The 15,727-nt window shown below is 36.1% G+C and carries 16 protein-coding genes and 1 rRNA gene; 14 read left to right on the top strand and 3 right to left on the bottom strand.

Annotated features, from left to right (window positions below; all coding sequences use genetic code 11):
* Positions 1–132 precede the first annotated feature (132 nt).
* The 7 genes from DNJ77_RS07805 to DNJ77_RS07835 all read left to right on the top strand — a co-directional run bounded on the left by DNJ77_RS07805 (position 133) and on the right by DNJ77_RS07835 (position 8,117).
* Positions 133–738 carry a peroxiredoxin gene (locus DNJ77_RS07805; RefSeq protein ID WP_116964433.1) on the top strand — a complete coding sequence of 202 codons (606 nt, stop codon included), beginning with the start codon at positions 133–135 and terminating at the stop codon, positions 736–738.
* Between the two features lie 149 nt (positions 739–887).
* Positions 888–2,165: an LbtU family siderophore porin gene (locus DNJ77_RS07810; protein WP_116964434.1), complete on the top strand. Its 1,278-nt coding sequence runs from the start codon at positions 888–890 to the stop codon at positions 2,163–2,165.
* 143 nt (positions 2,166–2,308) lie between these two features.
* Entirely contained in the window at positions 2,309–3,223 is a 915-nt protein-coding gene (locus DNJ77_RS07815; protein WP_116964435.1) for a lysophospholipid acyltransferase family protein, read from the top strand.
* Positions 3,223–3,822, top strand: a complete 600-nt coding sequence (locus DNJ77_RS07820) for a DUF3261 domain-containing protein (RefSeq protein WP_116964436.1) — start codon at positions 3,223–3,225, stop codon at positions 3,820–3,822. Before DNJ77_RS07815 ends, DNJ77_RS07820 begins: the two co-directional genes overlap by 1 nt.
* A gap of 145 nt (positions 3,823–3,967) precedes the next feature.
* Positions 3,968–5,371 carry a nicotinate phosphoribosyltransferase gene (locus DNJ77_RS07825; RefSeq protein WP_116964437.1) on the top strand — a complete coding sequence of 468 codons (1,404 nt, stop codon included), beginning with the start codon at positions 3,968–3,970 and terminating at the stop codon, positions 5,369–5,371.
* 185 nt (positions 5,372–5,556) lie between these two features.
* Positions 5,557–7,341 (top strand): SET domain-containing protein, encoded by a 1,785-nt coding sequence (locus DNJ77_RS07830; RefSeq protein WP_116964438.1) that lies wholly within the window; start codon positions 5,557–5,559, stop codon positions 7,339–7,341.
* Positions 7,342–7,451: 110 nt separating this feature from the next.
* Positions 7,452–8,117, top strand: a complete 666-nt coding sequence (locus tag DNJ77_RS07835; RefSeq protein ID WP_116964439.1) for a phosphoribosyltransferase — start codon at positions 7,452–7,454, stop codon at positions 8,115–8,117.
* Between the two features lie 27 nt (positions 8,118–8,144).
* Here DNJ77_RS07835 and zapE read toward each other — a convergent pair whose 3' ends face one another.
* Positions 8,145–9,206: a cell division protein ZapE gene (zapE, locus tag DNJ77_RS07840; RefSeq protein ID WP_116964440.1), complete on the bottom strand. Its 1,062-nt coding sequence runs from the start codon at positions 9,204–9,206 to the stop codon at positions 8,145–8,147.
* Between the two features lie 8 nt (positions 9,207–9,214).
* Complete coding sequence (locus tag DNJ77_RS07845) at positions 9,215–10,531, bottom strand: MFS transporter (protein WP_116964441.1); 1,317 nt, start codon at positions 10,529–10,531, stop codon at positions 9,215–9,217.
* A gap of 237 nt (positions 10,532–10,768) precedes the next feature.
* Here DNJ77_RS07845 and rpmH point away from each other — a divergent pair, with 237 nt between their 5' ends.
* The 7 genes from rpmH to lolD all read left to right on the top strand — a co-directional run bounded on the left by rpmH (position 10,769) and on the right by lolD (position 15,410).
* Positions 10,769–10,903, top strand: a complete 135-nt coding sequence (gene rpmH, locus DNJ77_RS07850) for a 50S ribosomal protein L34 (RefSeq protein WP_116964442.1) — start codon at positions 10,769–10,771, stop codon at positions 10,901–10,903.
* Entirely contained in the window at positions 10,872–11,240 is a 369-nt protein-coding gene (gene rnpA, locus DNJ77_RS07855; RefSeq protein WP_157966650.1) for a ribonuclease P protein component, read from the top strand. The genes rpmH and rnpA overlap by 32 nt, the downstream gene beginning before the upstream one ends.
* Positions 11,195–11,461: a membrane protein insertion efficiency factor YidD gene (gene yidD, locus DNJ77_RS07860; RefSeq protein WP_116964444.1), complete on the top strand. Its 267-nt coding sequence runs from the start codon at positions 11,195–11,197 to the stop codon at positions 11,459–11,461. Before rnpA ends, yidD begins: the two co-directional genes overlap by 46 nt.
* Positions 11,462–11,465: 4 nt before the next feature.
* On the top strand, positions 11,466–13,142 hold the full coding sequence (gene yidC, locus DNJ77_RS07865) for a membrane protein insertase YidC (RefSeq protein WP_116964445.1): 1,677 nt from the start codon (positions 11,466–11,468) through the stop codon (positions 13,140–13,142).
* Between the two features lie 131 nt (positions 13,143–13,273).
* Positions 13,274–13,388: ribosomal RNA gene (gene rrf / locus DNJ77_RS07870) — 5S ribosomal RNA — on the top strand.
* A gap of 89 nt (positions 13,389–13,477) precedes the next feature.
* Positions 13,478–14,728, top strand: a complete 1,251-nt coding sequence (locus tag DNJ77_RS07875; RefSeq protein WP_116964446.1) for a lipoprotein-releasing ABC transporter permease subunit — start codon at positions 13,478–13,480, stop codon at positions 14,726–14,728.
* The gene (gene lolD / locus DNJ77_RS07880) at positions 14,721–15,410 is read left to right on the top strand and encodes a lipoprotein-releasing ABC transporter ATP-binding protein LolD (protein WP_116964447.1); all 690 of its coding nucleotides are present in this window, start codon (positions 14,721–14,723) and stop codon (positions 15,408–15,410) included. The genes DNJ77_RS07875 and lolD overlap by 8 nt, the downstream gene beginning before the upstream one ends.
* Before the next feature lie 50 nt (positions 15,411–15,460).
* Here the strand turns inward: lolD and DNJ77_RS10225 are convergent, their stop codons facing one another.
* Positions 15,461–15,562, bottom strand: a complete 102-nt coding sequence (locus DNJ77_RS10225; protein WP_420810631.1) for a type II toxin-antitoxin system HigB family toxin — start codon at positions 15,560–15,562, stop codon at positions 15,461–15,463.
* Positions 15,563–15,727: the final 165 nt, after the last annotated feature.

A 15,727-nucleotide genomic window follows, 5' to 3' on the forward strand; every position in this document is an offset into this window, starting at 1 on the left:
TTTAGCAAACTTTTGCGCACTGAATTTGATTCAATAACTTTATTTGCCATGACCTGTATATAAGCCTTGAGCTTACTTATAGGCTGAAATAAAGCTTAACTATACATGGCATACGAAAACAAGGAGAAAGAAATGAGTGTTTTAGTAGGGCGCAAAGCGCCAGAATTTACAGCAGCAGCCGTATTGGCTTCAGGTGAAATCGTCAATGCTCTTGAGTTTAGTAAGGCGCGTAATGACAAATATGCCGCCGTTGTATTTTACCCATTGGATTTCACATTTGTTTGTCCATCTGAGCTTATTGCTTTAGATAAACGTGTTGATGAGCTTAAAAAATTAGGTGTGGAAGTATTTGCAGTGTCGATTGATTCTCAATTTACTCACAACGCTTGGCGCAATACCCCAATCAACCAAGGTGGTATTGGTGCGGTTAACTATACAATGGTTGCTGATGTTGATCATAGCATTGTTAAAGCCTATGGTGTTGAGCATCCCGAAGCTGCTGTTGCTTTCCGTGGTACTTTTTTAATTGACAAAGAAGGTGTAGTTAGACATCAAGTAGTGAATGACCTTCCACTTGGTCGCAATATGGATGAATTAATACGTATGGTCAAAGCACTCCAATTCTACGAAAAGCATGGTGAAGTTTGCCCTGCTGGTTGGAAGGAAGGTGATAAAGGGATGAGTGCATCACCTGAGGGCGTTGCCAGTTATTTGGCAGAAAATGCAGAATCTTTGTAATTTTTATTAAAAAATGATATGAATTGCTTGAAAATTTAAAATAAAGTGTTACCTTTGTCGGGGTGTAGTTTTTAAGACGGTTAGAATACCGCGAGAAAAGGAATAAAAATTTAATAAAAATAAGTTTTAAAACAGTTGAGGAGAAACTAATGAAACTTAAGATGATCGTAGCAGCGGTTGCTGCAACTGCAAGCGCTTCAGCTTTTGCAGCTGGTTCAATGAATGATCAAGTACAAAACGGTGGCGGTATCGTTAACGTTCGTACAGATGCGCAATATGCGCAACAAATGCTAAACAACCAGCAGGTAACTGGTTCTGTATTGAATATTTTGAATGCACGTCAATCAGGTGATCTAGCCTCTAACGCTATCTATATTGGTGGAAAAGGTGAGATTTACGCGCAATATCAGAATACTTCAAGTGCCCCTAATTCAAACAATAACAGTAAAACTGAAATTAAAATGCCTTATGCTGATTTAGCATTTACATCAACTATTGGTGATTGGGTAAGTGGTTTTGCTGATATTCAAGTTAATAATGCTGCTAGTAGTAGTGTAATATTGCCAAGTGCTTATTTTATTTTTGGTAACTTGTCTAAGTCTCCATTCTACGCATTTGGTGGTAAAAAAGTAGTTGAATTTGGTAAATTTGATTCAGTCACTAACTTTATGCCAACCTTAACCCGTGCTTACTTTATAGCTTATGGTGGTCAAGTCGGTGCTGGTTTTACTATGAATGGTTTAGACGTTGTTGCTACTTTAATGAATGGTAAAGGCACTGCAATGATGAACTCTCAAGCATCAAGTGCACAACAAATTAATGATTTTGCAATTAATGCTTCATATAACGGTAAAGCAGGTAACTTAGGCTACTATGCAGGTGCGGGTTATATTAATGCAACAGGTTTCTCTGGTAATCCAACTGGTGCAAATAACAAAATGGTGGGTGCATTAGATTTTAACGCTGGTTTCAACATCCAAGGTCTTGCAGTTAATGGTGAGTTTTTAGTAACAACTTCTGGCGTTCATGGTATGAATAAGACTGCATTTGGTTCTAATACCATTCCTGGCGTTGCATCTCATCCTGATACAGCAGGGGCAACAGCGTTTGCTATTAATGCACTTCCAACGTTAATTACTTTTGGCGGTACAACAGCGGGTGCATCTAATTGTACGGTTAAAGCGTGGAGCTTAGACTCTTCTTACACGATACCTGTTGCTGGTAAAGACATGGTGCCTTATGTATCTTATAGTCAAGTAGCACAAAACTCTGACAATAACTTATATCAATTAGAACTTGGTACGCGTTATAACATTGTCGACACTGTTTGGCTTGGTGGTTCTTATAACTATATGTCTGGTAAATCAACAGGTACCAAAGTGGGTAGCTTCAACACAATTATGTTGGATGCAACTGTTTACTTCTAATCTGACTGATTAGTTTAGATATATTAAAAGGTCGCTGATGCGGCCTTTTTTATTTTGTAGTTTAAGCAAAAAGTGATTTTACAAAAATACCTTGTTAGTATGGCACAACCTTGATCACACTTTCTTTGGTTGAAGGAAATGATATGACTGAAAAGTCACATTTTTACGCTCCTAAATATTGGGGCTTACAATTATTTTTCTTATTCGCGCGGTTGTTTGTGCGATTACCCTATCGCTGGCAAATGCGTTTTGGTGTGCGCCTTGGGCGAATGATATATCCCTTTTTAAGGCGACGTAAACATATTACGATGATTAACCTTAAAATTGCATTTCCAAATAAAAGTACACATGAACTTACTGTATTGTGTAAAAAATGCTTTGATTCGATTGCGGTTTCTGGGATTGAAACGATGATTGCCTGGTTTATGCCTAAGCATCAATTTCAAAAGATCAAAATTGATACACATGGTATGGAACATTTTGAAAACGTGCATAATGATCCTAGAAAAGGGGCATTGATGCTGGGCTCACATTTTACTTGTATGGAAATCATTGGGCGATACATTGGGGAAAACTACTCTCCTTTTTATTTGGTATACCAAAAGCATAAAAATACACTTTTTGAGCATACGATGACAACAGCGCGTGAGAAGTATGTAACACAATGTTTACAGCGCAAAAATGTTGTCTCAATCGTTAAGATGCTTAAGCGCAATGCTTCGGTGTGGTATGCCCCAGATCAAGATTTTGGCGCTGAGCGTAGTATATTTGTGCCATTTTTTAGCAAGACTTGTTCGACTTTAGTTGCAACCTCGTGGCTTGCAGAAAAAACATCTGCTAAGGTTATCCCCTGTTATTATACACGTAAAGTAGATTTCTCAGGTTATGACATTTATGTATTGCCTGTGCTTGAAAATTTCCCTTCAGGTGACGATTATCAAGATGCGCTTCGTTATCACCAGATCTTAGAAAAAGCAATTTGTGAGTTTCCAGACCAATATCTATGGCAACATAGGCGTTATAAGTCGCGCCCGCCAGGTGAAGAAGGAGTATATTGATGACTACATGGCGCCAATTACGCTTGATTTTACTTATGGTTTGTATCTTATCATTAACTGCTTGTACCCTATTTAAAACACGTGCAATTAACACACCTAGAGTAGAAGTGTTTAAAAACCAATGGATTACGCTACCAACGCCACAGATGCTGGATTTAGATTTCACTGCAACTCAAATTCTAAGTGCAACGTACAGCATTAAAGGCAAAGCAGAATCCTATATAACAGAAGTGCAAGTTGAAGTAGCACGCAATAAAATCGTTTTGGTTGCAGCAGCTGGTTGGGGAGGGTCGATATTTTCATTGTTATATGATGGTAAAACCATTGAAAGTAGTAGCTTACCGATGCCACATGCCGATATGGGAGTTAAGCAAAGTCTAATTGATTTTATTTTTACTTATGCTCCAACAAATGTATTAAAAACCATGCTTGCTGATAGCCACATAACTCTTGAGGTTGAACCCAACAGACGCTTATTCTATATTGGTACTCAGCTGGTCATGAAGATTGATTATCAAAATCAACAAGATTTATATTCAGTTGTGCACCTCTATAACTATCAATATCATTATCAAATTAAGATTAAGACGTTATTATAGATGAATGATTCCTTTGTTACATGCTTTGAAACTCAAGAGGGTATTTTTTGAATTTATTAGACATGAAATCTATGGATATATGGAGCATATAGAGTTATTTTAATTAACTTGTTGTTCAAATAGCTTTTGAGAAAGGAGAATCCAAATGTTCAAATTTAGTGCAACTTATACCGATTTTTATCAATTGACAATGGCGCAATGCTATTTTTTAGAAGGTAGAAAGTTTCAAACTGCCACTTTTGATTATTTTTTTCGTAAACATCCCTTTAATGGTGGTTATGCTATATTTGCCGGATTACAAAGCTTATTGGAGATATTGGATGGTTTTCTCTTTACCGAACAAGATTTGATATTTTTACAAAGACAAGGTTTTAATCAGCATTTTTTAAATTATTTACAAGATTTCAGTTTTCAAGGAGATATCTACTCATTCCAAGAAGGAGATATTGTTTTTCCCAATCAGCCAATTTTAACAGTTTGTGCGAATATTATTGAAGCCCAAATCGTTGAAACAATCCTTTTAAACGTCTTAAATTTTCAAACCTTGATTGCAACGAAAGCAAGTAGAATACGCCAAGTTGCCAAGGATAAACGGCTACTTGAATTTGGTCTTCGACGTGCTCAAGGTCCTGGTGGTTTTTTTGCATCACGCGCCGCAATTATTGGGGGATTTGATGCTACAAGCAACGTTCAAGCAAGTCGAGTACATAATATTCCCGTTGCTGGGACAATGGCGCATTCGTTTATTCAAAGCTATGAAAATGAGCTCGAAGCTTTTCGTCAATATGCAAAAAGTTTTCCTCACAACACCACTTTATTGGTAGATACCTATAATACATTAAAAAGTGGAATTCCCAATGCAATTACAGTTGCCAAAGAAATGGAAAGCCAGGGGTTAAGACTAAAGGGTATTCGTTTGGACAGCGGTGATTTAGCATATTTATCAAAAAAAGCAAGGCACATGCTTGATACCGAAGACTTGCAATATGTTGGTATTACCGTATCTAATCAGTTAGATGAATCTGTTGTGAAAAGCTTAATCGAACAAGATGCACCTATTGATAGTTTTGGCATTGGGACGTCTTTGGCAATTGGTTACCCAGATGCTGCTTTAGATGGTGTTTATAAATTGGCACAAATTGATGATCGTCTATGTATTAAGATTTCTGAAAGCATCACAAAAACCACTTTGCCAGGACATAAACAAGTATACCGTCTTCTGGATCATAACAACCAGTTTTATGGTGGTGATGTTATAACGTTTTTTGATGAAAAATCGATTACCCAAATGCATCACCCATTTGAAGCTTTCAAGCATTTGAATATTGATGGTATTGCAAAAGAACCTTTATTACATAAAGTAATGCAGCAAGGGAAGGTTTTATCAAAACAGCAAGATTTAAATATGATTGCACAATATTGTCGTCAGCGTTTGTCACAACTGCCATCAGAATATAAACGAACAACAAACCCGCATTTATATAAAGTTGGAATGAGTGATGCCTTAAAACAAAAGCGTGATCAATTGATTGAGCAATATCATATATAGCCATCGCCTCACCCTAACACATGGTGTAAACAAGCTTACGTTTACATTCCCTAACGATTCCTAATTTGTAATCTACTACATACAGCTTGATACATAAGATAGATATTTTCTTGCGCAAAATTCTGTTAACTTCAATTTTCTGCTTGCTCGGCAAGACTTTCCAACAGAAATATAAGGTGAACTTTATGCAGAATTTTGGTCGTTTGATCTTTTTTGTTTCTCTTTTTTTTATATCTTTAGTCAAATATGCAAATTCTAATGACTTGAGCCTTGATAACTCAACTATCTTCGATTATGGATGCAAGGAACAAAACAATTCAAAATTTAAAGTCATAGTAGAAAAATATGAGCGTCAGCTGTTTTCATTATATGAAAAATGTACTCACATAAATCTTATACGCTCCAATGACCCTAATGTAATAATATCGAACTTTGAGAACGCCTTAGAGAAGAAAGACATATGCCATGTGTCAACGCACGATATAAAAAAAATGATTTTAGATCGAGGGTATTCGGAAATCACAATGTTGCATATAGCAGCACTATTTCCAAAACATAAACTCTATGAAGAAATTTTAAATTTAATAAGATTAGATGCTGATGCAATTGAAGATATAACAGGGGCAACGCCAGAAGATATTAGAAATTTAGTTTTTATTGATACTTCAAAAATTGGTCAGGTAGAAGATGGTGTACTTTATAGTAATCACATTAAAAAATCATGTTCTGATATTATTGATAGCTGGCATAGTAATTATACTAATATAATTTATGATTTAAATAATGTGCTATCTAAAAATTTTGGGTTAAATTATCAACTAAAGTTAAATAACGAATCGCTCAAGGAAATTTGTATAAATCACAATATCTGTTTATTTTTACCGAATAAAAAACAAAGAAAAAAAATGCAACCAAAGTTAGAGCATTTATTTAAAGACGAGAGGGAATATACAACGATAGAAACTTTTTACACCACTCATTCCAATACAAAAATCAAAGGTAGTTTTGCGTTGCAGGATATATCTCCTGGTGAGGTAATTCTGGAATATCCTGGTAAATCCAGCTCATTGACTGAGTACGAGACTGAAGATTCAAGCAGAGAGTATTCGTATGCTTATCAAAATGGAAACAAGATTAGGGGTATTGCTTCATATATAAATGACTGTACCCCAAATGTAACAAAGATTGACGTATTATATAAGGGTGCTATCAGGGGGGTGATGGTGGCAATAGATACGATAAAGCAAGGAGAACAGTTATGCTCAGACTATGGTATGCATGATATAAAAAGGTTGAGATATGAAAACTTTAATGAGAAAAGGTTAGACTCAATAATGAGCAACCCTGAGACATGGCGTAAATTAAATAAATATGTGAGTAATGGCTCGGATAGTGCTCACATATCAACTGATAACTATGATCCTCTTGTTCGTTTATTACTTAATGAAGGGGAACAAGACTTAGAGTCGATCTATAATCGCTCCCTTTTAGTCCATATTTTAAATAGCCCATATGTTCTTTTAAATCTATTGCTTAATAAACAAATAACCCGTTACCAATTAAGACTACTAGACGTAAGGATCTCTCCTCAATTAATGTTAAATTATTATCATATAAACTATTTAAACCTACTCTTCAATTTGTCTGATTATTTTTTAAAAGAAAAAGAAAAGACGGGTAAAATTGAAGAACAAAATTCTGTACATCGAAGTTTTAAATGGCTTTTAAAAAAAGCGATGCCAATGAATTTTGTACTGAGCTACCTTAACTTCCTCAACCACAATGACTTCTTTATTACAATAGAAGAAAAACACCAAAAGGAAGAAAATCTAATAGAAACTGCTATTGGTATGCAACAGGTCTTTCTTGCTAATAGTCGACTTGATAATAGTTATAAGCAGTATATACGAGAAGTTAATTTTAACGATATGTTTAATGAATCGCCTATTGCACCGAAAGATGACTTATAAATTTGGTGTTTATCGTAAGATGTCACCTATCGCTCATTGTGCGAGCCTGAAAGCCTTCATAACATTATCCATCTGAAGTTAAACCAATAAGGTTATCAAGGGCATTCCCGATGAGAGTTTTTAAAAACCGTGCCGATGCAGGACAACAATTAGCTGAAAAATTATTAAGTTACCAAAACAAAAAGGATGTTTTGGTTTTAGCTTTGCCTCGTGGAGGAGTCCCCGTTGCGTTTGAAATTGCAAATATATTGCATGTGCCAATGAGTGTTGTTCTTGTCAGAAAATTAGGTATCCCTGGACAGGAAGAACTCGCTATGGGTGCTGTTTCTGAAGGTAACGTTCGTATCCTCAATCAAGAGTTAATCCAACACCTTAATATTAGTGAAAAACAGATTCAACACGTGTTGCAAAAAGAACAACAAGAATTGGCTCGACGCTTACAACGTTATCGTCAGGGGAAACCATTACTTAAATTAAATAACAAAACTATTATTTTAGTTGATGATGGTATTGCTACAGGCGCTACCTTTAAAGCTGCCATTCAAGCGTTAAAAACTTCAAACCCTAAAAAATTAGTTATCGCAACACCTGTCGCAAGTCATAGTAGTTTTCAAGAAATTACTTCATTAGTCGATGAATCCGTTTGTTTAGTTACCCCAGAACCTTTTTACGGCGTTGGACAATGGTATCAACGCTTTGATCAAATCAGTGATGAAGAAGTTTTAAATTTACTTCAAACCTCACCTGTGAAATTCGATCATTTAGAGCAAAAATAAATATGGTAAGACATATGCGTCTTGCATTTAACGCTTGAAATAATCATCACTTTGCATTGCCTGCAAGCGGCTTTTCGTACGTTGAAACTCAAACTTTAAACGTTCACCTTGATATATGTCATCGAAATGCCTATCTGCTGAGATAATCACATACTTTCCTTCATCATAAAATTCATCAATCATAGCGATAAAACGCCTTGTTTCGCTTTCAAACTTTGTCGTCAAAATAGGCATCTCACTGATAAAAATATAATCAAAACGCTTAGCAAGTGCGATGTAGTCATTGACACCACGTGTATCACCACAAATGGCAAAAAAATCAAACCAAATCATTTGTTCATCGACTGCTTTGACCCTGACCAAGCGATCTTCAAGAATAATTTCAGTGTCATAGATTGCGAAGGAAGATGCCTGTTTTTTGAATAGTAAAGTTAAGGTACTTGTTCCCTGAGTAAGTGGATAAAAATAACGTTGTACACTTTGCAAGATTTGTTGGCGATAATCTACTCCTGAATCGAGATTGAACACTTCCACATGTTCAGTAAGTGCGTTTATTGCAGGCAAGAAAAGTTCGCGTTGCAATCCTCCTTGATAAAGCCTTTCAGGCGGAATATTCGAAGTAGTAACAAGGGTGACATCAAGACTAAAAAGCATTTTAAAAAGATTGCCTAAGATCATAGCATCGGCAATATCTTCAACAAAAAATTCATCGAAACAGATGACTTTTGATTGTTTGGCAATGTCCTTGGCAGTCTCATAAAGCGGATTCTTCTGACCTTGAAATTGTTTTAATAAGGTGTGAACTTCTTTCATGAAGTGATTGAAATGCTGGCGGCGCTTAGACGATAAGATGAGAGACTCATAAAACAAATCCATAATAAAAGTTTTACCACGCCCAACACCTCCCCACATATATAACCCTTTGACTGATTGCACTTTTTTTCTAAACAATGACCACCTGTTTTTTTGGTTTACATTATTTAAAATGTTCCCAATGCTTTCCAGTTTCTCTATTGCTTGCAATTGAAGACTATCTTGTTGGAAGTTTTGTATTGTAATGTATTCTTGATAACGATCAATAAGGCTCATATAAACAATTAAACTGTTTGTTCAAATTCATTGTCTTTATCTTTGACAAAACACAATAAGATAAAGGCTAATACCATACTCAAGGTAAGGATGGAGAACGCCATATGATAAGAGGAAACCGCAAAATGCTTAACGGCATTAACAGGTACCATGCCTTGAGCATAATGGATGACTTGACCTGTACTGTTGATATAATCACCCGTCCATGTCAACTCTAAGAAGTATCCAATCAGTGGGTCGAAGATTGCACCTAACACAGGCTCACCTGTATTGATAAGCGCTGCGACTGTTGCAGTAACAGCAAGTGAGTTGATGCGTCTACCAATGGCAAAAGTTAGCATATATATACCTAAGCAAAAACCAAATACAAACAAACAAATGGATGAAATTAGAGGTGAGGTTTTAAAAGTCAACACAATCGCAAGACTAATAGTTGCAACAACGTGAAAGCTTAGCATTAACTTTTTGGTATTAAAGTTCTCAGAAAGCTTACCAATGATAGGAGAACCAATCGCCATGCCCAAGAAAATCATCGAAATTATTCCTGCTGCATATTCGGTTGAGACTTGATATTGCTCTTTGAAATAATTATTTCCCCATAGACCGGCAAAAGCATCAATTGCAGTAAAGCTTAAGCCAGAATAAAGTGTAAGTAACCAATTATCACGATTAGTGAGTACAGTTTTAATCGAAGACCATTTTAAGCTTACGCCTTCAGAAAATAATACTTTTTGCTTTGGGTTATGATCACGAACAATCAGAAAATATAAAATTGCACCAACAATACCAATACAAGCACAAATGGCAAGAGCCTTATGCCACGATCCAGTGGAGCTAATTAAATAAGATAGCGGCGCTTGACCCACAATGGCACCTAACATGGCAGCAGTTGCTAGAAAACTTGCAACAAAGGCAAATTGCTTAGGTGAAAACCATACCGAAGTTGCTTTGATGTAACTGACGGTTGCAAAAGAAATACCCACACCAATCATGATCCGACCAATATAAGCTAACGGTAAGTTGCTAATATCTGCGGCATAGACAAAAAGTAAAAGACCACAAGCCGAAGTCATCAATGACAAGGCGCTAATGAGTCTAAAACCAAATCGATCCAAAATAACGCCAGAAAATAATTGCGTAATGACAATTGTCCAAAAGGTAATCGCAACAAGCGAGCCGGCTTCGGAAGCCGAAATACTAAAGGATGACATAATATCATTGGCGATAAGTCCTGGAAAAACTTGCATGATATATTTGTAAAACAATAAGAATGCGCTAAACAACACAATTAAGATAACATAGCCTTTTATTTTATGAATAGACATAAAGCAAACAGTTTAAATTTGTAATTCATTGATAACCAACATCTTAACCGTTTAAATGACAAAATAAAGAAATAATTTTAGTCATGACTGATTAAAGAAAACTCAGTGAATTTTTATTGGAATGATGGGTATTTTATTGACCAATAATTTTTTTTCGCTTAGAATCTGCGCTTTGCACAAATAGCATTACATACTTTTATACTTTAATTTTAAATAATCTAAACGAGGATAATAAATATGAAAAGAACGTTTCAACCAAGCAACTTAAAAAGAAAAAGAACGCATGGCTTTCGTGCGCGCATGAAAACTTTAAGTGGTCAAAAAGTATTGCGTAATAGGCGTGCTAAAGGCAGACATAAGCTTGCCGCTTAATGCACTTAAAAAAGAAAACATATTAAATGCCAAGCGATTTAATCTTGGCTTTTCACGCATCTGCCAAAAAATTCATACCAAACATTTTTCTTATCTTATCGCTCAAGGCGAAGACCTTAGCACAAGCATCGGTATTATCGCTGGTAAAAAGAAAGTAAAAACAGCAGTTAAACGCAATTTATGCCGACGCTTAAATAAGGAAATGTTTCGTCATAACAAAGCTAAATTTACCAACACAATGTTAATCGTCATTGTAAGCCAACATGCAGATGCAGCAACGAAGGAAGATTTATGGTGTTCTATCAACAGTTTTCTCGCACAATACGCACAATTATAGCACTACCTTTTATTGTACTTATTCGTAGCTACCAGATATTTATTAGCCCCTTATTAGGGATGCGTTGTCGTTTTTACCCTAGTTGTTCGCAATATGCACTAGAAGCAATTAAATTGCATGGTTTACTGATTGGGCTTTGGCTAATTACAAAAAGGCTGATAAAATGCCACCCAGCCTGTCAAGGCGGATATGATCCAGTACCAAAGAAAGAAAAGGTTTAAACTCATGAAGTCAAACTATATAAGAATATTCTTAATAGCGCTTATTGTTGTGATTTTTATGTCACTTATGGCGCGTTGGGAAGAAATGTTTTCACCAAAACAAACGCTAACGTCTCAAAATCAATCTCAAACAAGCTCACAACAAATGTCAACTACGGCAAGTGATACGAAACAACCTGTTGTAACAGTTGATGCAACTAAGCAAGACTTCAATAGTGATAACATTAAACCTATTTCACTCGATACCAAAGTTTTTGCTAATTTAGAAATTAGTCCGCTAAATGGCGCAATTATCAATGCTGCTTTAAAAGACTACGATGTGAGCCTAACCGATAAAAGCCCAATGCCGCTTTTAAACAATAAAACTGGCAGTAAATACATTGCACAAAGTATTATTTACATTAACAATCAACCACAAAAAATAATCTTCACTCAACACAGCGTTGACAAAAAGACTACTGAAACAATCGTAACTTTAAGCGCACAAACACAAGGTATTGAAGTTGTTCGCCAATACATTATTGACGATACGGCATATGCAATCACTGTTAAACAAAGCATTAAAAATACCACAAACGTACCAGTAAGTATCACTTTTGATAATGAAATAACTCGTGAAGTCATACCAGAAAGCCATAGTTTTAGCTTGTTCGATGCGCATTCTTATTCTTTCCAAGGCGTAGGATTATCTTCAAATCAAAAACCTTTTCAAAAAGAATCGTTTAGCGATCTTGCTAAATCAACTCAAGCAGTAGGGGTGACTACCAACAAAGGCTGGGCAGCAATGATTCAGCATTATTTTGTAAGCTTATGGCTGCCTAACAATCCAAATACAAGCTTTAACGTTTATGCAAATAAACTCGCAACTAACACTTATCAATCAGGTGTGAAAACTCAACCCGTCGTTGTTGAAAGTAGTCAAAGCATAGAAAATACCAATATTCTATATACTGGACCAACCATTACTAAGAACCTTGAAGCAATGGTTAAGGACTTTGGTGCAAATAGACCCGATGGTTTAGATAAGCTTGTTGACTATGGGATGCTGTCTTTTATTTCAGTTATTATCTTCTGGCTTATGACTCTTATCCATAATGTTGTTAATAACTGGGGTGTCGCAATTATCCTTGTTACTGTTTTAATCAAACTGCTGTTTTATCCATTATCTGCTAAAAGCTATAAATCTATGGCAAAAATGCGTATGCTTCAACCACGCATGAAGAAGTTACAAGAGCTTTATAAAGGAGATCGCCAAAAGCTTGGTCGCAAAATGATGGAGATGTATAAAGAAGAAAAGGTCAATCCAGCAAGTGGTTGTTTACCTATTCTGATTCAAATTCCAGTATTCATTGCACTTTATTGGGTGTTATTGGAAAGTGTGCAATTGCGTCAAGCACCATTTGTTTTCTGGCTACATGACTTGGCATCGAAAGATCCATACTTTATTTTGCCAATTCTAATGGGTATTTCGATGTTTGTGCAGCAAAAAATTAGCCCAACTTCAGCCGATCCAATGCAAGCTAGAATCATGATGTTGATGCCTGTTATCTTTACAGTTTTCTTTGCTTCTTTCCCATCAGGTTTAGTATTGTATTGGTTAACCAACAATGTGATCAGTATTGCGCAACAATGGTATATTACAAGAAAATATACCGCAATCTATAAAGCAAAGCGTGCTTAATTCCAAACATTTGCCTAATACAATCAAAGCTTACTTAATAGCTTCTGTTTTTGAATGATAATAGAGAAATCCAAAAAATCAGTTAAAAAAACAATGGACATTCGTCATGGCAGTAGTTAAAATGCCGCTTGCTTGACGATAATAGCAAGTTGGTCCCACCTGAATCCATTCCGAACTCAGAAGTGAAACAACTGAGCGCTGATGATAGTGTAGTATTCGCTATGTGAAAGTAAGACATCGTCAGGCATCTATGTATAATTTCCCGTTTTTAAAATATTTGATCAAGCAGAATTATGCTATGATACGGCGAGTTTTGTTTTAAGGATTTTAGCTAGATGTATCGACCATTACCCCTATTTATTGGGTTGCGTTACCTGCGAGCAAAAAAGCGTAATCAGTTTATCTCTATTATCTCTGCGATTTCATTTATTGGGATTGCGCTGGGTGTTGCTGTTTTGATTACCGTTATGTCGGTGATGAATGGTTTTGATGAGCAAATAAAGGATAGAATTTTAATGATGGTTCCACCGATTAAAGTCTATCAAGCAGGCGGTAAACTCTATTATTGGCAAGCATTTTCAGAAGACTTGACACAAAAAGATAAACGTATTTCAGGTGTAGCACCGATTATTGAAGGTCAAGGAATGCTCTCAGTTAATGACACTAATGCTTTTGCTGCAATTCAAGGAATTGAACCACAGTATGAAAACTCAGTTGTGCCGATTGCCGATCATATGGAACAGGGAGAGTTAAATTCATTACAATCAGGGAAATTCAATATCATCTTGGGCAAATATTTAGCACAGTCGCTTGATGTAAAAGTCGGTGATAAGGTGACATTGATTGTACCACAAGCCAATTTAACACCGGCGGGAATGATGCCACGCTTAAAACAATTTAAAGTATCAGGTATTTTTTCGGTGAGCTATCAATACGACAGTTACTATGCACTTGTTAATATTGAAGATGCAGCCAAGCTTTTTCAAATGGGAAATGCAGTGAGCGCATTACAACTTGGTGTTAAAGATATTTACCAAGCGCCTTTTTTAAAGCAAACTTTAAATCATTCCATACTATCTGACTTTTATATTGCACGAGACTGGACGGACGAAAATAAAAGCTTCTTCCAAGCTCTACAGATGGAAAAAACGATGATGTTTTTTATTTTAATGCTGATTATCGCAGTGGCAATTTTTAATCTCCTTTCATCTTTGGTAATGGTGGTGACTGATAAGCGTTCTGATATTGCCATTATGCGCACCTTGGGCATGTCATCAAGGCAGATTATTATGACATTTATCATTCAAGGCTTAGCAATAGGAATCATTGGGACTTTAATTGGCGTCATTTTGGGTGTAATTTTGTCAATAAATGCGACTGAAATTGTCAACTGGATCCAAGTTGTCTTTCACGTTCAATTCTTAAGTCCAAGCGTCTATCAAATTGACTTTATTCCCTCCAAGCTTATTTCAAATGATATTCTCCATGTTGGGATTGCTTCGCTTTTATTGAGTCTTTTGGCGACTTTGTATCCAGCATGGAGCGCATCGCGCGTTCAACCTGCGGAGGCGTTGCGCTATGAGTAATCTAGATAACTACGCGATTTGCTGTCGAAATTTAGATAAAACCTACAAAGACGGTAAGCTTCAAACACAGGTGTTGCACGAGATTAACTTTGCAGTTAAGCATGGTCAAAAAGTAGCAGTTTTGGGACAATCTGGTTCTGGAAAAACAACGCTTTTGAATATGTTAGCAGGTCTTGATTCACCAACAAAAGGAGAGGTCTATCTGGCTGGAAAGCGTATAGATTGTCTATCGGCGAATAAGCGAGCTTTAATGCGTAATACTCATTTAGGTTTTATCTATCAACTTCATCATTTGTTGCCAGAGTTTAGTGCTTTGGATAATGTGATGCTCCCGATGATGATGCGTAAGAAAATCCTTAAAAAAGAAGCCCATCAAGCTGCAATTGATATGCTTTGTGCCGTAGGATTAGCGCATCGTGTCAAGCATAAACCCGGTACGCTTTCAGGTGGTGAGCGCCAACGTGTTGCTATTGCAAGAGCATTGGTCACAAAGCCAAGCTGTATATTGGCAGACGAACCAACGGGAAACTTAGATGCACATAATTCTGAAAATATTTTGCGACTTATGCACGAATTAAGCACACAATTTAAAACGGCATTTGTGGTCGTCACGCATGATAAGCAGTTTGCTAAAGAAATGGACTATATTTATCGCATAGAAGATGGAAAGCTAAATTTTTAAAAGTAGTTACCATTTTGCCTGTTCTTAAGTGGAAGGTCATAAAAAAGTATCTATGCTGACGTTGAATCTATTAGTCTTAACTTATTTCCACCAATGTTAAACACATAGTATTTTCTAATTTTGTCGACACTAGGGAATGTTTTTCTCATAATATCAAAACTCTCACAAAAAAAGCGAAAAAGCTTACCTTTAAATTATAGATTGTCTTAATTCTTAAATTTAGTGATGGACTATCCTTAATGCAGACTTAAAAAGAAAAGAAAAAGGATAACCTATCATGATTAAGCAATTATATAAAGTCGTACAGAGCCAATTAC

This window comes from Fastidiosibacter lacustris (assembly GCF_003428155.1).
GTDB lineage: Bacteria > Pseudomonadota > Gammaproteobacteria > Francisellales > Francisellaceae > Caedibacter > Caedibacter lacustris.